Origin of the sequence: Caballeronia sordidicola (genome assembly GCF_000729995.1) — a bacterium.
GTDB classification, from domain to species: domain Bacteria; phylum Pseudomonadota; class Gammaproteobacteria; order Burkholderiales; family Burkholderiaceae; genus Caballeronia; species Caballeronia sordidicola_A.
Genome location: NZ_JNFG01000214.1, coordinates 276,432 through 296,040 on the forward strand (window position 1 = coordinate 276,432; position 19,609 = coordinate 296,040).

A 19,609-nucleotide genomic window follows, 5' to 3' on the forward strand; every position below is an offset into this window, starting at 1 on the left:
CTTTCAAGCTACGATGTTTTGGACCCGCAAGCGGGCAATGGCAGCAGCATCCAGGTTGAGCCGCCCGGACAGAATCCGGTCCGTGTGCTCGCCGAGCAGCGGCGGCGCGAGCGGTGGCGCGAGCGAGCTTTCCTGCATCTTCAGCGGCGAGTTCACGAGACTGATCCGGCCCGCGGTCGGGTGGTCGATTTCGCTCACCATGCCGCGCGCTTTCGACTCCGCCGAGTTCAGTGCCTCGAGCACGTTCTGGACGAGGCCCGCAGGCACGCCCGCGCCTCTGAAAAGCGGTATCCACTCGTGACGCGAACGGGTCCGAAGGCGTGCGGACATTAATTCGTCAAGCGCGTCGCGGTTCGCACGGCGTGCGTCGTTGTCGACGAAGCGCGGGTCCGAGGCGAGCCCCGGCATATCCAGGACATCTGAGCAGAAGCGCGCAAACTGCGCGTCGCTGCCGACGTGAAACATGATCGGGCCATCGGACGCGTGGTAAAGGCCCTGCGGGATAATGTCGGCGTGACTGTTGCCGAAGCGCCCCGGCTCCTTGTTGAGCAATAACGCGTTCGCGGCTACCGAGACATGATTGGCAAGCGTGCAGTCAAACAGCGCGATGTCGATCGTCTCCCCGCGGCCATTGCGCAACATGCGCACGAACGCGGCGAGGATCGCCTGGGTCGCGTACATGCCCGCCGTGATATCGCAGATCGGCACGCCCGCCTTCGATGCCTCCCCGTCGGGCTCGCCCGTGATCGACATCAGGCCGCTTTCTGCCTGGATCACGGAGTCGTAGCCTGGCCGCTGTGCGCTTGGGCCGGTGCGGCCATAGCCGCTGACGGAGCAGTAGATCAGCTTCGGGTTTTCCGCTCGCAGCGCCTCCGGGCCAAGCCCGTAACGCTCGAGCGTGCCAAGCAGGTAGTTCTCGACCAGGATGTCGCTGTCGCGGGCCAGTGCCTTGATGAGCTCGGCGCCTTTGGGCTTCGAGAAGTCGATTGCAATCGACTGCTTGGTGCGATTGATGGCCAGATAATAGGTGCGCTCACCGCCTTGTATCGCCGTGCCCCAGTGCCGTGTCTGATCGCCGCCCTTCGGGTGCTCGACCTTGGTCACTTCGGCCCCCAGGTCTGCGAGCATCATCGCGCAGAACGGTGCGGCGAGGACCCGGGACAAATCAAGCACGCGTACGCCTTTCAAGGGCGGTTCGTGTACGCCGAGTTCGGGCAATCCGCTCTCGGCCCGCGTGTACGCAACGGAGTTCGTGGCTGCCATCATTCGGTTCCGAGGGCTGCGGCATCTTGCGACACTTGCGACACGAGGCCGAACTCACGCAGGACTTCATCGGTATGTTGTCCGAGCGTGGGCGGCGGGCGGGATATCGATGTCGGCGTGTCCGACAGGCGAATTGGATTCGTGACGACCTTGAACTTGCCGGCATTCGGGTGATCGAGTTCCACCACGAGGTCCTTCTGTACGCGCGGGTCCTCGAACACTTCCTGGAAGTTCAAGACCGGCGAGAACATCGCCTGCGCTTCCAGCAGTTTCTCGTTCCAGTAGACGAGCGGCTGTTTGGCGAACGCCTGGGAAAGACCCGCATCGACGATATCGCGATGCGCAAGGCGCCCGTCCTTCGTCTTGAGACGCTCGTCTGCAAGCAGCTCGTGTGCATCGACTGCCGACGCCAGTACGCGCCAGAACTTGTCGGTGTGCGCGATGACCATCACGTGCCGGTCATCGGAAGTCCGGTACGTGTTGTACGGAACGATTTGCCAGTGAGCATTACCTATGCGGCCCGGCGTTTCGCCCGTCGCGAAATAGTAGGCGTCGCGGGGAATCATGCTGAAGATGGTCGCATCGAGCATCGACAGGTCGATACGCTGGCCGCGGCCTGTCGTGTTGCGCGCCTGGATTGCGGCCAGCACGCCGATTGTCGAAAGCAAGGGCGTGATGAGATCCGCGTACGGCATGCCGGTCTTCAATGGTCCCGTCTGATCGTCGCCGGTCAGTTGCATGATGCCCGACATGGCCTGTACGACCGGGTCCATGCCGGGCCGGATGCTGTCAGGACCGGTGCGGCCAAAGGCGGACGTCGAGCAGTAGATCAGCCGTGGATTCAGCGACGAAAGTGTCTCGTAGCTGATGCCGAGCTTTTCGGCCACGCCGGGCCGGAAATTCTCAACGACGATATCCACCTGCTTCGCCATCTCCTGCGCCATGCGCTGACCTTCCTCTGTCGCCAGATCGAGCACCACACTGCGCTTGTTCCGGTTCAGCGTGAGGAAATACACGGCGTCGTCACCGAGAAACGTTTCCCCGGTCAGACGCATGGTGTCTCCCGCCGGGGGCTCCACTTTGATCACATCCGCCCCGAAATCGGCAAGCAGCATGGTGCCGAAAGGACCGTTCATCATCTGGGTAAAGTCGAGGACCTTCAGGCCCTCAAGTGCGCTGCTCATCGTCACCTCTCCTGTTTTCCACGTGTCTTCTTGGCGCTGCTTGCCCGATTCAAACCAATGATCCGTCGAATTTGTTAAATTTCATTGGATGAACCTTTGACACAATACTGCTCCGTTCGAATTCGACTGTCAAGGACGGGTAAATCCGGGCAGCTAGAACAGCGACTGCGGTGCAAAGTTAGTCAAACGATGCGTCTACATGGCGTGAGCGAACAGAGGAAATCATGAACACCGGCGATCAAGGTCAATCACCCAGCATTCGCATCAAAGCCGCAATACAGCATGGTGTCCGAGTGATCGAGCGTGAGTGGTTCGACGCGCTGGTTTTCTGCTCCGCGGCATGCCACATGGGCAGTTGCGTGGGGTTCACAGGCGATGAGGAGCTGGTGCAACACTACCTCGGCATGCGACTCCTACAGAACGCCCGTACCAACTCCTGACTTGAAAATCTGACCGGCGGAACAACTCTCCGAATATTTACTTCGGATTACCAATTAGTGACCTCGTATTCAATCGAGGCAAGCTACGCCTCGCGAGCAGGCGTGCTCAATAATTTCCATGAAGCTGTTGTCTTGCCGCTCATGCCGCAAACCGGCCCACACTCATCGACGGCCGGTTCTGCGCGGGAGGAAACACGCACCAGGACCCATCCCTGTGGCGAAAGAACAAAACCGAAAGCAGACCCGAAGGCCGGCGCACTTCGACGCAAACGCATCGCGTCAGGTTCGCGCCCTTGCTGCTCAGTCGCACGACCCGGGCAGGGGCCGATTCGGTCGGCCCAAGCCACTTATCAACCAGGCCATGCAATGTAGTTGCGTCGCTGATCATTGCCAAACTCCTTGTGCGCCGAGACCCAAGCCGTTCGTCGTCGTTTGTGCCGAACAGGATCCGGTAGTGAGTGAACAACTTTATAGGTCCTATGACCAAATAATAATGGTCACTTGACCAATTATCAAGTCAACAACGATCGGGGTATACACTTTACGTGAATACCCATGGGCGGTACTTCCCCTCGATCGACTCCAATTCGGCAATGAGCTCTTTTTTAACCTATATAATAGGTTCCGTGACCAATTTTCTAATCGAACCCGCGCGCCAAAGCGCATCCGGTCAGATCAACGCGATCAGTCACTAATCAGGGACGGCACAGATGGAAATCATGAACATCACGTCTGATGAAATCAGCGGGAAAGAGTCGAAGGGAACGCCGAAGCAGCGTGGCAACAGGACGACCCGGGTTCCTGAAATTCTTGAGGTCGCGATCCATGTATTCGCGTCGGAAGGCAACACCGGATTTACACAGCGGCGAGTCGCCGCGGATGCAGGCGTTCGATTGAGTACCTTGCAGCACTACTTCGGCAGCAGGGAGTCACTGCTGCAGTCAACCATCGAGGAAATGGGCAAGCGGTACATTGGACGCTTCCAACTACTCGCCGATGATGCGCGTCAGTCTCCAGAGGCGCGACTCGAGACGTTGCTCGATGAGACGTTTGCGGCCTTGACTGGCCCCGACAACGTAGTCAGCCCGTTCGCACTCGAGGTCTGGTGTCTCGCCGAGCATCAACCGTCCATACGTGATCTGATGGTCAAGGTCAGTGGTGAATTCCAGGTGATTTTCAGCAAGCTAGTGGCAGAGATCAATCCCGCTCTTGCACCCGACGAGTGCCGTCTGCGCGGCGCTCTCATCTATTCCCACTGGCAAGGTCTGATCGTTTTTCTGCGGCGCTCAGGTCGAAACGCTCCCGACCCCGTGGCGTTTCGCACCGCGACGAAGGTTGTATGGAAGGCGCTGAGCAACGCGTCATAGCAGGCCGCGCGCCATTTTGCCCGTACAAATCTCGCCGTGCGCTGAGCGCCCGCGTGATAGCCATAGGGTTCTGCATCGACGCTGAACAGGCATGCATTCGCATGGCCTCAATCCGCACTGACGGGGCCTGTTCAATGCCGGACCCAACAACTGGATCCGGTACTTATCAGGGCAGTGTGCGCAGCGAATGCAGGCCGGTGTCTTACGCGACGCAGTTGATATTCGCATGTTTCGAGTTTCCAACTTGGCCGCTGACGCCAGGGCTGTCGCCAGCCGTTACTGACGCTAGCCAGGTGCATAGAGAGGCGAATTGCGCCCGATAACTTTGCCGGCGCGGCCGCTAAAGACCCTATATGCCTGCCTTTTGCACGGCGGCCTCAAAAGCAAAGTGCAGCGCGAAGTTTGGGGACATGCCAAATTCATTCGCAGGCACTTGTGTCTCACTCCTTGCCATGCCGCTCCTTGCTCAATACAGCCAACCTATCTGGAAGTGAAATGGACACGTTACAACACATGCGAATTTTCAGCCGGGTCGTAGAAGCCGGCAGTTTTACAGCCGCCGCTCGGCACCTCAACGCTACTACGGCGTCAATGTCGCGGGCCGTCTCTGAACTCGAAACACATTTACGCGCTCGGCTCCTGAATCGAACAACACGTCGCATAGCGTTGACAGAAGCCGGTGAACGTTATCTACGACGCTGCCTTGAGATTTTGGCTTATGTTGATCAAGCGGAAGCGGAAGCTGGCGACGCGCACGCCAGGCCGTCAGGCAAACTGAAAGTCCATTCGGTGTCGGGTTTCGGGCAGCATTACGTCATGCCAATGATTTCGCGTTATCAACAGCAATATCCAACTGTGCAAGTCGATCTGACGCTCGCGCAGCGAGTGCCGGATCTACTCGACGAAGGATATGACGTTTCCATCGTACTCGCGCCGGACCTACCTGATTCGGGGCTGATGTCACAGCGCCTCGGCAGTGCATTTAGTATCGCTTGCGCGTCTCCGGTCTATGTCGAAAAACATGGCATGCCTCAGGACCCTTCGGATCTGGCTCATCATGTTTCCCTTCGGTTGATAACAACGGTTTCGCGGCCCGACCAGTGGGTATTCGACGGACCCGATGGACCGGAGACATTCGATCTGAAACCATCGCCGTTCTCTGTAAACGTGGCAGAAGCGATGGCGGTAGCGATTCGCGAAAACATGGGGATCGGTGTGCTTCCAACTTCCTCTGCGCTTTCGTATCTGCAGGCAGGCACGCTTGTGCGAGTGTTGCCCAATTACACGATGCAGAACCTGAATGTGTACGCGCTATATCCGTCGCGTCAATATCTGGATGCGAAAATCCGTACGTGGATAGAGTTCTTGCGCGACCATCTGCCCGCAAGGCTTGCCGCCGACGCGGCGTCGCTCCGGGCGCTAGTTGATTTGCAATCCTGCGTAACCTCAAGAGAGGCGACTTGCTCCCGTGCAATCTGAACTGACGCTCGGATGAGAGCGTGCAAAAGCTGGGAGGCTCAGGCGAGTCCGCTCGGGGCTTTGGTGGGTTGTGGTGCAATTCGGATGATCGGTCTGTTACGCTCAAGCCTTTGAGGGGCTCGGGCCAATGGGTAAGTTGAAAGGCATCGACGAATCGTTCAACGGGCGCCACTTCGACCGCGAAATTATCGTCCTTTGCGTGCGTTGGTAGCTGCGTTACAAGTTCAGCTTCCGAGACCTCACTGAAATGACGGCCGAGCGCGGTCTGTCGCTGGCGCACACTCCGATTATGCGCTGGGTGCAGCATTTCACGCCGGAGTTCGTCAAACGCTGGAATCGCCTGGCCATGGCAGCCGGACAGTCATAGCGCATCGATGAGACCTACGTGAGGACCCGTGGCAAATGGGCTTATCTTTACCGCGCGGTTGACCGGGCGGGAAGGACGGTTGATTTCCGGCTCAGCGCTAGGCGAGATGTGCCTGCAGCAAAGGCGTTCCTCGCGAAGGCGATCAGAACTCAGGGGCGTGCTCCAGGAACAAGTACGCCGGACGGTTAACCGCCCTGAATGATTGGCACCCGTCACGCAAATCGCGGCCACAGAATGTCTTTCGTGAATATCAAGCGCCAGCGATATGGCTGTCGCAAACTTCATATGGACATCGCCCGACCAAACCCCCTTGCCCTACGACCCTTGGAAGGAACGGAATGGCACGAACAAGAAACTTCCTTATAAATCAATAGCAGTTTGTCCAACTGAGCGACAAAACCTCTGTCGATAGCCCGACATGTCCTGCACGAGCGCTTTCAGCGGAGGCGGAAGAGCCGTGGCTCAGTGCCATGAAAAAGGAGCAGTTGGTGGCGCCTCGATCTGAGCCCCGCCAACAGCGCTTGTTCCAGGACATGACCGCCGAGCGACTGGCGCCAACATAGTGGATAGTCCCAGAAACCTGCTGTCCTTTTTCGCCGAGTGCGCGTCGAAACAAGCCGCCTTTCGATCTTAAATGGCGCGACCCAGGGCAGTCAGTCAATCATCAGCAGGGGTGGCATGTCCGGGTACTTCTGAGCCAACTTGACCTCGCCAAGTGGTCCGACCACAAAAATGTGACACAGAACGAGTACTACGATCATGAGACACCTGATGCTGTTGTCGCACGCATCCGGGACGCTGTCGGAGACGAAACGCGCTTTTCGGTCCGTTGACCACAGGGGCGCGGCCGGCGCTAATCACACGGGACGAGCTTGCCCGGCAGAGGGTGCCGACAGCGAACAGCACAGACTTCGGATACTGCGTTCGCGACTATGTGATGTCGGCGTGCAAGATGCTCGCAACTGCCTAAATTGTGGCTGTTGATAGCGACGCAAATCTGACCCAGTTGAGCTAAAAGTTGGACTGAACCCCTGAGGCTGGACCGGGCACGCTGAGCCGCAGATAACAGCTCTTCACTTGTTGGTGGCCGAGCGGCTCCGAACGTCGAGTATCGTTCTACCGGTTCGCGGCGATTTACGTCCGCGTTGCAGCAACGCTCCAGTCGCCGTTCGAATTATGAATTTTCGGTCCAGAGGTACGGCTGTGTCAGGGCTAGTTTTGCACTGCGGTCGGAAGCTGCCCGGCCATATCCAGCAAGCCTTTCGAGGGTATCTGGATCGTGTCACTGCAGTCCTTAGACGCAACGGCAATGACAAGTCTTGAGTGATCATCCTGACGCACGCCTCCCTTAAATCTCAAGGATCGTGAACTCGACGCAGAGGAGAATATGGATACCTCGCTGCGATTAACGAACGTCAATCAGCCCCATTGACCAGGACGGCCCGCAGTGTCATTCGCCGCAGGATGGTCCTGTGGATTCAGGCGTATCGTGCAAACGTGTCTGCTCAGGGCGGCTCAAGACAAAGATGACGCACGAATCCGTGGCGGTACCTCGTTTCGGCCGCCTTCCTAATAACCATCGAGGAAGTGCCACTTAAGTATTACCTGAGCCAATAGAAGCCCAAAAAACCTGCCGATGAAAGCGTCATATACGACTTATGTGCCACTTAGCTATCGTCGCCGCAACGATAAAGAGCGAACGAGCGGCAACGCATCCATGTTTGACCCAAGGTCAAACATCGACAAGCCCAGACCAGACGTCTGCTCGACGCCTAAAGAAACGGCTGTGTCAGGCATACGCTACCGTCCTAACGCCACCGGGACGTCCTTTCCTACCGGACCTCATGTGGATGCTTGCCACGTCCTCGCCGCACTTATACGCGACGCAATCCGTTGTCGCGCGACTGGAGCCGGAATGGGCCAAACCGACCTGCTCTTGGGAATCCGGCTCGAAAGGCGAACCAAGGACCTCATCCGGATGTATCGAATAGGAGACATCAACCGAAACCCGTGTTTGCCGCGCTTGCATGGCGCGCTAACATCGGCTAGTCTCTCTCCTCGAAACACCGCCGGTTTCCGGCATGACTTTCGATCGACAGATCGAGAACCGTTGTAAGAGCGCCGTGGCGCTCATATCAAGCTAAGAACCTCCAGATTGTTCCTGCGATCTGAGAGCAATCGTCGTCTGATCGCACACCCGCACGGGATGCGATCCACGCAATGCACGCGCGGTCCACCGGCGTACAGCTCCTCGTCTCGACAAGAGAGCGTCGTGCCTCCCAAGAGAAGCCCTGAATCCCAAAAGTAACGGCTCGCGTGATTACACTTATCCGTGTACGCCGACTGTTCTGACGCGATGCAGCCTCTTTGCATTCCGCTCGTCACGCCGCTGCCGCCGTGCAGCGACTAAAACACCTCCTCGAAATTCCAATTGCTGTTGAAGCCCCGCACGCAGGCCGCGCGCGTGATGCTTTCCAAAGAAAAGCGGTGTTGCGGCAAGTCGCATCCCCTGCGGGGGCGCGCATCGGCGTCAAGCCGACCATCTATCAATCAAGGCAGTTTGCGGGGCATCCACTGGACCAACGTTCAGGAGATGAAGATGTATCAGTTTCGGAGGTTGCGTGGCCAGCCAGCTTGCAGGCCAGAGATCAGAAGCAACTTGAGAATTACAGGCGGACAAGGTACCTGCCAGTCGTTCACGACGGGGACGTCAGTGACTAGTCCAATGACAACTCTCAGGCGAGTCATCAGTACTCTTTCGATTTTCAGCTTAACCAAGGAGATCACATGCTTATAGAACCTAGTTTTGTTGTTAAGGAGCCGGTAGCGCTGGGTCTCGATGTCGGTTTTTCAAGTACCAAGAGCGCTCACGTGGACAACGGAGCGATCGTGACCAGGAGTTTTCCTTCCGTCGCCGCGCGCGCGAGCCGAGCTGATTTCATATCCGGCATGGGAGGTCTTGGCGTACGCGAGAGTGATGTTAAGGTTCTCGTGAATGGCGTCTCATTTATCGTGGATACTTCGGATAGCGACGTTGTCGAATCAAGCGTCATCCGGACCGAAAATGATGATTTCCCTATTACCGACGAGCATTACGCTCTCATCTGTGCGGCCTTGGTCAAGTGCGGCTTGCGACACATCGACCAACTGGTTTTGGGTCTGCCGCTGCTTACGTTCGAGGTTTACGCCTCTCAGCTTATCAGCAGGCTTCGCGGCATCCACGACTTTGGATACGGCCGCGTTACGATCAACAACGTGTCGGTGTTGCCCCAGCCTTTGGGCGCCTATGTAGCCCTTCGCTCGACGAATCCCAGCGCCTTTTCGAATGGCACATCCTGCGCGATCGTCGATTCGGGTTGGGGCACGACGGACGTCCTGGTCGCTTCGCCCACGTTCAAGATCGATCGTCAACGCTGTGGCGGCCTCTCGGGTGGTGCGGCTGTTGTGCTGAGGGAAATCGCCGCACTTCTGCAACGTCAGTACAAGGGCCGTTTCAATAATTTGGACCGCATCGACCGCGCGATAGTGCTCGGCACCGCCCTGCAGCACGGCAGCAAAGAGATTGATCTCAGGCCATTTGTGGAAGAATCTCTCCACATTACCGTCCCGATTGCGCGGTCGGTGCTAAACATTATCCGCACGCCCGAGGATCTCACAATTTTTGCAACGGGTGGTGCTGGACACTACTACTTACCTGCACTCTGCAAAACCTTGGGATGCGATGTCAAACTACTGGAGCAACCTCGGTTCGCGAACGCTGTCGGCTTTTTGCTCGCAGGACAATCTGCTTGTCGGGCGCGCTGATGAAAAGCCACAAGATCCAGGTCACGACCAACGCACTCGAGCAACCCAACCTGAGCGCATACCTCCAAGTCGAGCCGTCCGCGAAGCGGCGAGCAAACATCATCAAGCGGCTAGCCGAACTGGGGGCCATGCTAGAGAAAATGGGACTGACTAACCTGACGACAGGATCGCTTGCCACTTCCAGCCCGCCGATCCGCATCAACGGTTCGGCACACGAAGGGAGATTGCTTGATGCGGATCTGGGATCTGAATTTTTTGACAATGCGCTCGCAGGATTCATGACTTCGTCATCGCAGGACAGTGATAATGACCCCGCCTTAGGCAGACGCCCAGACCAGGTGTGATGCGCAAGCGCTGCTTAGTGACATTCTCTATCCATCGCCGCAGCTTTCTAATTTTATGCTTAGTATTCCTTTATAATTAATTTGTCATATTCTTCCAACATTGGACCCGAAATCACACAATCGTCAGTGTTTCATGTAATATAACTAGCGCCACCCCGCGTGGCATGATGGCCCCCTTCGGGCATTAGATTTAGCTTCGCATTAACACGCAACAACTGCTCTGCCGTGTGGATAAGCAACTTGAGCGAGCAGACCATCTGCTTGTTCAAGCGGCGCGAGCGTTCTCGTCCACGAAGATAGATTGCACGCGTGATCCGATCGAATGTCTGGGCTAGCCCTCCACTAAAGTCCATAGCGTCGCCGAACACATCGCGACTGCATTGGGGCGTGGCCGGCTAGCAATCGTCCGGGCTAGCACTTTTAGTCGCATCGCCTGTACGCTGGCGCCCGCACGACTTCCCCGACGACCGTAATCCGTCTACGGACATGCTTGAGCGCTCTGCTCTTTCAAGAAATGGCTCCCGCGCCGCAGTTGTAGCCCCTGGTCAGGGCTCGCACCGCATCAACCCGCAAAGGTATCTGACCCGTCGTCCCACGCGGGCGGCGGCGGTTCTGGCCGCGCGGGTTGCATCCCCCCCTTGTGGATGTAGCGCTCCCAATTCGGAGGTCACTGTGTGCACACGCAACAAACCCTCAAAGCTGAATCACCCGAGGATCATTCATTTGATCCGCCGCTTCGCCGTCGCTCGGTTGAAAGCAGCCGACAAGCGGGCCTATTCACTTCAACTCCTCACCGACAAAATTCAGGCCCGCTTTCAGATCAAAGGTCACAAATCGACCCTGTGGCGCTTCCTCAAAACACTCGGACTTGATTTCGCTTGGAAGAAGACGAAATGACCAAAAGATCCTTTACGATTGAAGCGAAGGCGCATGCGTTGATCTCGCCGGTGCTCGCTCTCGGACAGTCGAAAGCGGCGCTCGGCACCCTCGTTCGACACGTGATTGTCTCGGTGGGCACCTTACGTAGCTTCCAGCAATGCCTGCTTGAGTTCCTCAGGTGGCGGGTCGACAAAGGCACAGGCATCGATGCCCCAGTAATTCGTGCAGAACTGGACGAATATCTGCTGCAGGAAAGCGCACGCTGGCGCCAGAAGACCGTCGACCAGCATCGCCAAGCGCTGAGTCTGATTTTCTGCGTGATGTTGACGCATTTTGAGGCAGAGGTCCCGACGATCACTGCCGGTCGCGCATACTCCCAACAGGAAATGGAGTTGATCGCAAGTCGTCAGGCACCTCAAAATGCGCTCGGGACCCGCCTCGCCTTTCGCGCCGGGTTAAGGGCCGCCGAGCTCTATGAATTGCGGGAAGCCGACGAACTTCAACGAGAAGCAAATCGTCCTTGGCGCAGCGACTTATTCGCAGGACTAAGCGATGGCGTTGTGTATCGCACTGTGGGCAAAGGTGGTTTAGCCCGAAGCGTCTGGATTCCGCAAGAGCTACATCGGGAATTGCAAACGCGACGGCTCAAAACACCGGTGATGATCATCGACCGAAAAGTCCGCCGCGTCGTCCACTTTAAGATTGGCGGTGGGCAGTCTCTGTCGCAGTCGTTCTCATCTACGAGTGGCCTAGTCCTCGGATTTTCCAACGGCATTCATGGATGTAGGCACGGTTATGCACAGTCGCGGCTTGAGACGCTGCTGGAGATGGGATTCATGCCCATCGACTGTCTGGAGATTATTTCCCAAGAGATGGGACATCTTCGCTGCGACATATCGCTTGTATATACAACCAAGAGAAAATAAGATGCCACGGCTACCTAACCGTCCAGCTGGCATGCGTGTGCGACGCGATCGAAGCGGGACAGCCACCTACTATTTAATGCGCAGAGATGGCACAAAGCTTGCGCTGGGCAAGAACTTTCAGCTTGCATGTTCTCTGTGGGTACAGGAGCAGCGAGCCCTCGTAAAGCTTGCCCATCCTGCAACTGCGCTCGAATTGCTACGCGGCTTCGAACAGTGCTCTCTGCCTTTCACTAAAGTACGAGCCGCCGCCCTTCGCAGCAACGAAATCGAGGTGCTCACTGCGTATTTCTCAAAACAAAATGACCCAGCTCTCGAGGCGATCCAAGGCGAAGAGGATTTCCTGACGTGGTACAGCGACGACAGTCGCTCAAGTGCGCCGGATACCGCAATACGGCTGTTCAGAATGATGTGGCAATTCGCGTTGCAGCTCGAACTTGTCAACATCAGCTGTCCGTGGAGCACCCTTGATCTGCGCAAACGACAGCTGAAAGCCGAGGCAGCCGACGTGGTCCGACAATTCTCATCTTCACCGCTCAAGGAATTTCTTGAGGAGCTATTGACCGCAAAAACCGCAATCGCCTCCGGGCCGTCAGCTCATGTGGAACCCGGCTATGCCGAATGTCTGCGGGTTGAACTCGCGCATGCTGTGACGCGTGCCACGCTGATGCTGCGCAAGTCCGGTCGGACCGACCTTCTTGCACCGGTCTTCCAACTTGAGATCGACGACCTTATCGCACTGCGACACTCGCCCGTACTTGCTCTGTGCCGCCCTCCCGGTAAAATCTTTGTGAACCACCAACGTGTCGAGGTCCTCGCATCGCTGAAGGCCGCGAACAAGGCATCAGATAGGGCGGCCGAATTGATCGCACTAAGAGAGGTTTAGCCGCAGTAAGGCGCGATGGATGAGCAAACGCGATTGTTTTCTATTACTAAAGAAATGAGCGAATAGAACTGCTGCGCGGCGGATAGTGGGATTTTACCAAAGTCCTTCACCTGTCCTTTCTTGATCATGTGCATGACTTCGATGCCGCTCAGAATGACACGCGCGCAGTCAAAGTCCTTGAACCCGAGCATCGGTCTAGTGCGACGCTTGATGGCCCGATGGTCCTGCTCCACCACGTTGTTCAAATACTTGACCTGCCGAACCTTGATGGGCGTCTCGCGCTCGGCGTTCACCGCATGAAGCGCCGCCAGATTGGAACCGCTTTTGTCGATGGTCACCGTCTCGGGTGCGCCGTTCCGAGCGATGGCTTTATCGAAGAAGCGGCGCGCGGCGGCCTTGTCCCGCTTGGCTCTGAAAAGAAAGTCGTTGGTGTTACCCGCCTTGTCCACGGCACGATAAAGATATGTCCACCAGCCTTTGACCTTAACATAGCTCTCGTACATGCGCCAGCTCTTGCCCACAGGGCATTTGTGCTTACGGAACGTCTTTTCGAACAACGGTACCAGTTTGATCACCTATCGATGCACGGTCGAATGATCGACGCCGATGGCGCGCTCAGCCATCATCTCCTCGAGATCCCGAAGACTTAGCGAATAGGCTACATACCATCGCACGCACAGCAGCATCACATCCGGCGGATAATGAAGCCGTTTCAAAACCTTCGAAATGCCTGCAGCAAAGGCCGTTCGTGGTGTCGCGGTTTTCTTCATCGTGAGCCGAAGCAAAGTTTGTGCATCCCGAACTTTAACGCGGCATCGTTATTGCGACATGAACCACTGTTCGACCACCGGAGGCTACGAGGCTACACGAAGCCTGCTCGTTTTGAAGCATCCGCCAACCGCCATCTTCTGCCAGAATGACCGCACGGCTTTGGGCTGCTACGACGCACTGCGCGAAGCAGGATTGGTCGTGCCGGGCGACGTGTCAGTGGTCGGCTATGACGATGAAGAGATTTCGCGTCATCTGCGGCCGAAGCTGACCACCTGCGTGCTCCCGCACCGGGCAATGGGCCGCTGGACTATCGACCATCTGCAAGAGTATGAGAGCAAGCCGCGGGACCGCCAGCATTATCCGATTACCAAGATCGAATGCAGCCTGGTGCCCCGGGAATCCGAAGGGCCCCCGAGTACCTGAGGCGCGCGTCCCATCACGAGCAAGCCAACTGTCAGTTGCGATGACCGATACCAGTCCAGGCCATGCGCGGGCGGCGGCTCGTAATCGGCTGTTCTTGAGGCGCGGTGCGGCATGGAGTGCAGGTGACTGGGTTTTGTCGCAGTAAGGCTTGCGGAGTAAAGTCGAATCGGTATTCAAAGTACTGTTTACATTGCCAGTTCGTAAAACTGATCGGCGGCGGACGGATGGGTTCCGCGAGCACATTTCATCTGCCCTTTTTTGATCATGTGCATATATATCAACGCGTCCCGTTTGCGCGAGTTTTCGTTTGTTCTGACAGACAAGATGGGCTGCAAATCTATATTCGTACATGGACTCCCGCCTATGAGCAAGATCGGTTTGCATTTTGAAGGTCTCGACTGCGTCCGTACATTCTGCTTTTGACGTGCCTGCTGTCGGTACTAGCCATCATGGATGTTCGCTCCACCCTCATTACAAGGGCTTCAGCACTACTACGGGCAGCTCCGCACCTCGTTACGGTATCGGTATTCTTCCTCATGGTGTTGGCCATTTGTCATTTCCCTTCACATCCGCAACAAGGTTCTCACGTTCCATACCAAAGCCTGTGTTGAACTCATGCCGCCTCTACGCCGGCTGCCGTCAGGTCCGTAAACAGGTCTCGTCCCGACTGATCCTGGAGCGACGAAATGACCCCAGTTTTGACAGCGCTTTAACGAATTAACGACGCATCATCGAACGGTTTGCTTGCGCTCATCTTCTCAACACGTACCTGCCATTCTTATGAATGACTTTTCCACGATCGCTCACCACCACGCCTTTGGAACGCAGCAGCACCGGGCGGTTTGAAGCCTGCTCCTGCAAGCCGGCTTCGGGAGGCCTACTCCCATCTTCAGTACAGCACCGCAAGCTTTCGCTTGTGTTCGTGACACACTCTCGTCAACACGCCATGATCGCCCTGTGGGTATGCCCAAACGATTCCAACGCTTGACGAACTCCGGCGTAAAGCGCTTCACTCAGCGCATAATCGTCGTATGCGCCAGCGACAAACCCCGCTCGGCCATCATCTCGACAAGATCACGCAGACTGAGCTTGTAGCGAAGGTACCAACGCACGCAGAGAATGATTATTTCCCGATCAAAATGCCGTCCATCGAACACCTGCTCCAAACCTTTCCGCTTGTTCATCACCGGCCACTAGATTGTTGGGCTGAATACTTGAATCGATCCACCGAACCTATTTGCACCAGAGCCGCTTGCGAGACGGCAAGACGCGTCCTTTGCGCCGAATCGATGTCGGCGCCGGTAACACCCCGCCACTCGCTCGCGTTTCAGAAAATGAGCCGGTCCTGGTCAATCCAATCCTGACAATTGGGTGAAAATGATATCGGCGCCAACGCAGTTGTGCGCTGTTGGTTCGATGACAGGCGTCAAACAAAGAATGGCCCGCAGATGCGGGCCATTCTTCATGCAATCAAGCGTGCAGCAACGTGTTACAGCGGTGTGATTTTTGAGGCTTGATTACCCTTCGCACCTTGTTACTTCAAACAATACCTTCTGATTTTCCTGCAGCGATTTAAAGCCGTTGCCTTGAATCTCAAAAAATGCGCGAACAATTCATCGCCGCCAACATCCGGCGTGATGAATCCAAATCCCTCCGCATCATTACACCACTTCACAGTACCTTTTGCAATTCTCGGAATCGAACGTCTTCTTGCCACCTTTCTTGCCTGAGTCCGTCCCTACCCCAGAGACCAGCTCCGATAAGAGAGCTTCAACCAATGCGTCTGCGCCGGCCAGCATCCAGGGGAAGCAATGCTCCATGACCTCAAAGTCGGTAGCATCCGAATGCTCGAACGTCACCTCCGGGGCCTGCTCCCCGTGCTTCATTTCTGCTCCGCTCGATGTCGCTAGCTTGTATGCGCAGCTGTCGTTATCCAGTTGCCATTTGAGCGGAGTTTAAGTGGCGTTTAAGTGAGCGCAAGCGACAATGATTCCCAGAATCTGGCAGAGCCGGATACGCGAGGGAGCCATGAAACGCTTGGCGAATTGCCCACATCTGAACCGCCAACGCACGAAGGTGCGAGAGCGAGTTGCAGGCTGCCCGCTTTCGGCGTGGGCAACGCGAACCCAAAAGATAGCGGCCTTGGAAGCTTCGACAGGCTCCGACAGCCAGATTCCCAAGACACCTTCACCCAGTGACTTCCTGATCGATATCTACGTATGGCTCGTGAAGCGTCTCGGATTAAGGGCTGCATCGCGCCTCACCCTTACTGTCACACTCATTTTCGTAGTGGGAACCTTCGCGTGGACTTATCGCGAGGCATTCGGGGTCGTACCGGGGGTATCCCGAGCCATCAAGTATTTTCACCAATCCCCGCTTCCTCACCCTCTGGCCGGGTCACACCGCGTGTTGGTCGCGGACCTTGAAGATGATGATGAGCATGAGATGCGAGACCTGCTCATCAAGTGGATGCGTTGACACGGAATCGACGGAGCGCCTCTGGGGCGCGCCATTGAGACCCCCCTCGAATACGGGGAACTTGTGTCTGCATCGGCATTGACCGAGGCGGCTACGCTCGCCAACCAAACGGACGCGTCGCTTCTCGTGTTTGGCCAGATTCACAAAACACAGGGCGGCGTCTCGTTCGAATTGTATTTCGTGGCCAAAGGCGCAGGACTCATGCGGACCGAAGACCCGTTCTTTAGTGCTGAGCGCAATGAGATAGTGTGTCCGCGCTTGCAACACGCTATTGTGCTCGCACTTCTTGACGCGCTTGACGAAGAGGTCCAGGAAGTCGAGGAGGGTCAGGAGTCTCGAGTACGGCTGCGTAACAAACTTCAACAGTTACAGGCAGACAGTGGCGCGGCTCAGTCTCCTTGACCTAGTTGCTGAATCCGTTCCACCACCCAACACCTAGAAGCGCACCACGCGGTGCGCTTTTTCGCTTTTCTGACGCCAGCTTCATCGGCGCCGCCGCGCACGAGACCGGGTGGCCTTCGCGCAGACCTTGCTTGAAAAAGTGAGTGAGATTTCCGGCAAAACAGCAAACGCGGTCGGAACTTCGTTAACTGGAAGCGAGGCCGAACGAGGCTCGGGAACAATCGCGGCGGCGATGCGGGAAGCGGTGGAGTTGCTGGCAAAGGAGTGGGCAGATAAGTAACTGTCACCAATATGGCTTTCCAGTCACGTGGGTCGCGCAGTTGTCGGCGACCGACTGAATAGACATGCGCGCACCTGCCTTCAACGTCCGGACCGAGGCTGACCTCAGCTCTCGTAATAGCCGTCTGTCTCTAATGACCAGCCCTCACGATCTTGGCTGAAAGTCCGGCACCCCCGGATATTGATTGCAGGATGAGCTTATAGCCGGACGATGGTCCTTCGGGAGGGCCGATTCCCATGAGCGCAAGAGTTTCTGGAAGAATTCATCCACGTACGCGTCTATTTGTAGCTGACCGCATTCAATACCGTCTTGTGTCGGCGGACAGCCTGCTTGAAGTGCTCTTTCGCGCGCTTGTCGAGATGATAGGCGTTCAAGCTTCTGATGGCAGCGTTGCGGGTATCGGCATCGCTTACTGCCATCAAGAGCGCAATGTGCTGCAACTGGAAATAAGACGGTCGCATACAACGGTTCGGATTCCCAATCAGAACTACTGCTACTTCTTCAAGCGTCATCGCCGCTGACCGATTTGGCTTTGCGCAACGCAGCAATGACTTTAAGGACGACTCGAAGTACGTCTGCCCTAATGTCGCACCCAATAACCGACCTAACGCCATCGCTAGCCCTGGGGCTGCTCATCGCCGTGTCGCCGATCAGCGCCATGTGAGAAAACCACGACAACATCACTATCTCTAACGGATAGCCAACGCATGGACGTTCACGACTAAATCAAGCGAAGGCACCCTGACTTGCATCCTCGGAAATCCATGTGACTCTGGATTTGTCCTCGCGCAGCATCACGCGCAGGCAAGGCTGTCGGATGGCATCCCTAGGTTCTGTCCGGCTGATGAACAACCATAAGCAGATGGAGTGACTCAATGTGCATCAAAGATTCTAAGGAATCCATTACAGCAGAGATCGCGGTCGCGTTGATCTTTACCGTCGCCGTATCGGCGCACACAACTTCACATTCTTTCGCTGGTTCCGATCCGACGGAAGACGGTGTTGGACCGGTGAGCATCGTGACGCCGGAACATAGGCCACCCGCAACGACCCAACTTGCAGAGGTCACCTCATTGACTATGCCAGATACAACAGATGCCATGATACCGGGCATCGACTGCACGCCCAGCGAAGACAGAGGAATCAGGACCGGTCGCCGTGAATACACGTTTGTCGGCGCAGGTGCCGATCTATCGCGGATGCCTCGGGACATCCAGGCTATGCAGGAGGAACAGCACCGCGGCATCCCGCTACGTTAGCCCCTACACCAGCACGTTCGCGTCGCTTTCATAACGCGTTCGTGAGCGGCCTGCTTCCGTTTCCAAAACATGTTTCCCCCGGCAAACCAACTTATACAAGGACACCCCTATGGGCAACTCCCAAAACAGCCTCTGGTATGTCTTCATTAAGGAATGCAAATTATGCTTCCTTGATATGTGCACGCCGCTCATCGTAGTCGCACGGTGGGTACGGCGCCATATCTGCAAGTGAAACGTAAAAAGTACGAGCACGGAGACCCCAAATGGAAAACACACGCTTTACTGCAGCCAACGCTTGCGAGGTTATCAAGGTCGTGACCGATTCGGGCGTCACTGGCTTCATCGAAGCAAGCATCCCGCCCGAAGCGATTGCAATCTGGTACCGACGCCTGAGCGCCGACCTTCGGCGCCCCATTGCACACTCGCGACGCTTGCTGCGGCAGAACCGGCGCCGCACGACCCGGCCGATGCGCAAAAGTACGCGCCGTGGGCGTCCCGGACCTCGTCTGTGGCTGCCCAAACGAGGTCGCCCGCTTATCGTGCTTCGCTAGTCCGTATCAACTTGCTTTCTGACTGGGCCATGGGAACCAGGATCTGTTCCCGCACGACGAGCCGTCGCGACGGGAACAGATCTAGTTCATTATCTAAGGAGTACAGATGTATAACGATCAACAGCAAACGTCAATGTTTTCCTTCATCCACCCGGACCATGCGAGCCTTCCCCGCTCCGTCAGGGCCTTCTGCAACACCGTCGCCACGCTGACGCTCTTCGCCCCGGTTTTCATGGCCTGTACTTCGTGCCTTGGAATCTTGCTGGGGCTCGCTGGCCTGCAGGAGGCCTACCCAGCGCTAGCGCAGGGGATTGCCCTTGGGATAGTCGACATGATCAAGGGCGGCGCCATTGCGTTCACGGCCCTTCTCCTCACCGTGGCTTTCTACGAACGCGAGCAGTTCGCGCAGTTCATCCGCGACGACCTGTATCAAATGGTCGAGGACGAGATCATGCCCCGGTATCGCTAGGCGTGCCGCGTGTATCAACGCCCGCATCCCATCCCTTTGC

Annotated in this window: 20 protein-coding genes and 4 pseudogenes; 17 read left to right on the top strand and 7 right to left on the bottom strand. The window is 56.6% G+C overall.

Translation table 11 applies throughout. The features are described 5' to 3' along the window. Window positions 1–3: 3 nt before the first annotated feature. Both FH08_RS0145845 and FH08_RS0145850 read right to left on the bottom strand, forming a co-directional pair. Window positions 4–1,263: a CaiB/BaiF CoA transferase family protein gene (locus tag FH08_RS0145845; RefSeq protein ID WP_081889833.1), complete on the bottom strand. Its 1,260-nt coding sequence runs from the start codon at window positions 1,261–1,263 to the stop codon at window positions 4–6. After that, complete coding sequence (locus FH08_RS0145850) at window positions 1,263–2,447, bottom strand: CaiB/BaiF CoA transferase family protein (RefSeq protein WP_031364805.1); 1,185 nt, start codon at window positions 2,445–2,447, stop codon at window positions 1,263–1,265. The genes FH08_RS0145845 and FH08_RS0145850 overlap by 1 nt, the downstream gene beginning before the upstream one ends. Before the next feature lie 224 nt (window positions 2,448–2,671). Between FH08_RS0145850 and FH08_RS0145855 the strand changes: the two genes are divergently transcribed. Beyond that, window positions 2,672–2,887: a hypothetical protein gene (locus FH08_RS0145855; protein ID WP_031364806.1), complete on the top strand. Its 216-nt coding sequence runs from the start codon at window positions 2,672–2,674 to the stop codon at window positions 2,885–2,887. 139 nt (window positions 2,888–3,026) lie between these two features. On the opposite strand, the gene FH08_RS0145860 is transcribed toward FH08_RS0145855, so the two are convergent. Then, entirely contained in the window at window positions 3,027–3,275 is a 249-nt protein-coding gene (locus FH08_RS0145860) for a hypothetical protein (protein WP_031364807.1), read from the bottom strand. A gap of 331 nt (window positions 3,276–3,606) precedes the next feature. On the opposite strand from FH08_RS0145860, the gene FH08_RS0145865 reads away from it, so the two are divergent. The 8 genes and pseudogenes from FH08_RS0145865 (at window position 3,607) to FH08_RS0145905 (ending at window position 12,936) form a co-directional block, all read left to right on the top strand. Beyond that, complete coding sequence (locus FH08_RS0145865) at window positions 3,607–4,254, top strand: TetR/AcrR family transcriptional regulator (protein WP_326929019.1); 648 nt, start codon at window positions 3,607–3,609, stop codon at window positions 4,252–4,254. 495 nt (window positions 4,255–4,749) lie between these two features. Then, entirely contained in the window at window positions 4,750–5,733 is a 984-nt protein-coding gene (locus FH08_RS0145870; RefSeq protein WP_051889025.1) for a LysR family transcriptional regulator, read from the top strand. A 127-nt stretch (window positions 5,734–5,860) separates the two neighbouring features. Then, window positions 5,861–6,286, top strand: a pseudogene (locus tag FH08_RS51090) (IS6 family transposase); the annotation flags it as partial. A 2,601-nt stretch (window positions 6,287–8,887) separates the two neighbouring features. After that, window positions 8,888–9,904 (top strand): ParM/StbA family protein, encoded by a 1,017-nt coding sequence (locus FH08_RS0145885; protein ID WP_031364810.1) that lies wholly within the window; start codon window positions 8,888–8,890, stop codon window positions 9,902–9,904. Next, window positions 9,889–10,248 (top strand): hypothetical protein, encoded by a 360-nt coding sequence (locus tag FH08_RS0145890; RefSeq protein WP_031364811.1) that lies wholly within the window; start codon window positions 9,889–9,891, stop codon window positions 10,246–10,248. The genes FH08_RS0145885 and FH08_RS0145890 overlap by 16 nt, the downstream gene beginning before the upstream one ends. 672 nt (window positions 10,249–10,920) lie before the next feature. Further along, complete coding sequence (locus tag FH08_RS0145895; RefSeq protein ID WP_031364812.1) at window positions 10,921–11,145, top strand: hypothetical protein; 225 nt, start codon at window positions 10,921–10,923, stop codon at window positions 11,143–11,145. Continuing rightward, window positions 11,142–12,053: a hypothetical protein gene (locus FH08_RS0145900; RefSeq protein ID WP_051889026.1), complete on the top strand. Its 912-nt coding sequence runs from the start codon at window positions 11,142–11,144 to the stop codon at window positions 12,051–12,053. Before FH08_RS0145895 ends, FH08_RS0145900 begins: the two co-directional genes overlap by 4 nt. Before the next feature lies 1 nt (window position 12,054). Further along, window positions 12,055–12,936 (top strand): hypothetical protein, encoded by an 882-nt coding sequence (locus FH08_RS0145905; RefSeq protein ID WP_152603100.1) that lies wholly within the window; start codon window positions 12,055–12,057, stop codon window positions 12,934–12,936. Here FH08_RS0145905 and FH08_RS49135 read toward each other — a convergent pair. Then, window positions 12,933–13,706 (bottom strand): annotated as a pseudogene (locus FH08_RS49135) (IS6 family transposase). The gene FH08_RS0145905 and the pseudogene FH08_RS49135 overlap by 4 nt on opposite strands. On the opposite strand from FH08_RS49135, the gene FH08_RS0145915 reads away from it, so the two are divergent. Next, entirely contained in the window at window positions 13,663–14,130 is a 468-nt protein-coding gene (locus tag FH08_RS0145915; RefSeq protein WP_081889834.1) for a substrate-binding domain-containing protein, read from the top strand. The pseudogene FH08_RS49135 and the gene FH08_RS0145915 overlap by 44 nt on opposite strands. Before the next feature lie 185 nt (window positions 14,131–14,315). Here FH08_RS0145915 and FH08_RS53120 read toward each other — a convergent pair. The 3 genes and pseudogenes from FH08_RS53120 to FH08_RS51100 all read right to left on the bottom strand — a co-directional run. Next, window positions 14,316–14,402: pseudogene (locus tag FH08_RS53120) on the bottom strand (IS6 family transposase); the annotation flags it as partial. Between the two features lie 657 nt (window positions 14,403–15,059). Then, window positions 15,060–15,314, bottom strand: a pseudogene (locus FH08_RS52380) (IS6 family transposase); the annotation flags it as partial. Window positions 15,315–15,664: 350 nt separating this feature from the next. After that, entirely contained in the window at window positions 15,665–15,847 is a 183-nt protein-coding gene (locus tag FH08_RS51100) for a cold shock domain-containing protein (protein ID WP_419178061.1), read from the bottom strand. A gap of 425 nt (window positions 15,848–16,272) precedes the next feature. Here FH08_RS51100 and FH08_RS0145935 point away from each other — a divergent pair, with 425 nt between their 5' ends. The 7 genes from FH08_RS0145935 (at window position 16,273) to FH08_RS0145970 (ending at window position 19,569) form a co-directional block, all read left to right on the top strand. Next, entirely contained in the window at window positions 16,273–16,608 is a 336-nt protein-coding gene (locus FH08_RS0145935; protein WP_152603102.1) for a hypothetical protein, read from the top strand. A gap of 63 nt (window positions 16,609–16,671) precedes the next feature. After that, window positions 16,672–17,010, top strand: a complete 339-nt coding sequence (locus FH08_RS0145940) for a hypothetical protein (protein ID WP_031364818.1) — start codon at window positions 16,672–16,674, stop codon at window positions 17,008–17,010. 109 nt (window positions 17,011–17,119) lie between these two features. Next, window positions 17,120–17,290, top strand: coding sequence for a hypothetical protein (locus tag FH08_RS52850; RefSeq protein WP_160172570.1), 171 nt, complete (start codon window positions 17,120–17,122; stop codon window positions 17,288–17,290). A gap of 236 nt (window positions 17,291–17,526) precedes the next feature. Further along, entirely contained in the window at window positions 17,527–17,811 is a 285-nt protein-coding gene (locus FH08_RS52385; RefSeq protein WP_152603103.1) for a hypothetical protein, read from the top strand. Between the two features lie 354 nt (window positions 17,812–18,165). Continuing rightward, window positions 18,166–18,549: a hypothetical protein gene (locus FH08_RS0145960; protein ID WP_031364821.1), complete on the top strand. Its 384-nt coding sequence runs from the start codon at window positions 18,166–18,168 to the stop codon at window positions 18,547–18,549. A gap of 263 nt (window positions 18,550–18,812) precedes the next feature. After that, window positions 18,813–19,100, top strand: a complete 288-nt coding sequence (locus FH08_RS0145965) for a hypothetical protein (protein ID WP_031364822.1) — start codon at window positions 18,813–18,815, stop codon at window positions 19,098–19,100. Between the two features lie 106 nt (window positions 19,101–19,206). Next, window positions 19,207–19,569 (top strand): hypothetical protein, encoded by a 363-nt coding sequence (locus tag FH08_RS0145970; protein WP_031364823.1) that lies wholly within the window; start codon window positions 19,207–19,209, stop codon window positions 19,567–19,569. Window positions 19,570–19,609: the final 40 nt, after the last annotated feature.

Coding starts and splice junctions, on each gene's coding strand:
- FH08_RS0145845 (WP_081889833.1), bottom strand. CDS start 1,263: ATGGCAGCCACGAACTCCGTTGCGTACACGCGGGCCGAGAGCGGATTG.
- FH08_RS0145850 (WP_031364805.1), bottom strand. CDS start 2,447: ATGAGCAGCGCACTTGAGGGCCTGAAGGTCCTCGACTTTACCCAGATG.
- FH08_RS0145855 (WP_031364806.1), top strand. CDS start 2,672: ATGAACACCGGCGATCAAGGTCAATCACCCAGCATTCGCATCAAAGCC.
- FH08_RS0145860 (WP_031364807.1), bottom strand. CDS start 3,275: ATGATCAGCGACGCAACTACATTGCATGGCCTGGTTGATAAGTGGCTT.
- FH08_RS0145865 (WP_326929019.1), top strand. CDS start 3,607: ATGAACATCACGTCTGATGAAATCAGCGGGAAAGAGTCGAAGGGAACG.
- FH08_RS0145870 (WP_051889025.1), top strand. CDS start 4,750: ATGGACACGTTACAACACATGCGAATTTTCAGCCGGGTCGTAGAAGCC.
- FH08_RS0145885 (WP_031364810.1), top strand. CDS start 8,888: ATGCTTATAGAACCTAGTTTTGTTGTTAAGGAGCCGGTAGCGCTGGGT.
- FH08_RS0145900 (WP_051889026.1), top strand. CDS start 11,142: ATGACCAAAAGATCCTTTACGATTGAAGCGAAGGCGCATGCGTTGATC.
- FH08_RS0145905 (WP_152603100.1), top strand. CDS start 12,055: ATGCCACGGCTACCTAACCGTCCAGCTGGCATGCGTGTGCGACGCGAT.
- FH08_RS0145915 (WP_081889834.1), top strand. CDS start 13,663: ATGCCTGCAGCAAAGGCCGTTCGTGGTGTCGCGGTTTTCTTCATCGTG.
- FH08_RS52385 (WP_152603103.1), top strand. CDS start 17,527: ATGAGCGCAAGAGTTTCTGGAAGAATTCATCCACGTACGCGTCTATTT.
- FH08_RS0145960 (WP_031364821.1), top strand. CDS start 18,166: ATGTGCATCAAAGATTCTAAGGAATCCATTACAGCAGAGATCGCGGTC.
- FH08_RS0145965 (WP_031364822.1), top strand. CDS start 18,813: ATGGAAAACACACGCTTTACTGCAGCCAACGCTTGCGAGGTTATCAAG.
- FH08_RS0145970 (WP_031364823.1), top strand. CDS start 19,207: ATGTATAACGATCAACAGCAAACGTCAATGTTTTCCTTCATCCACCCG.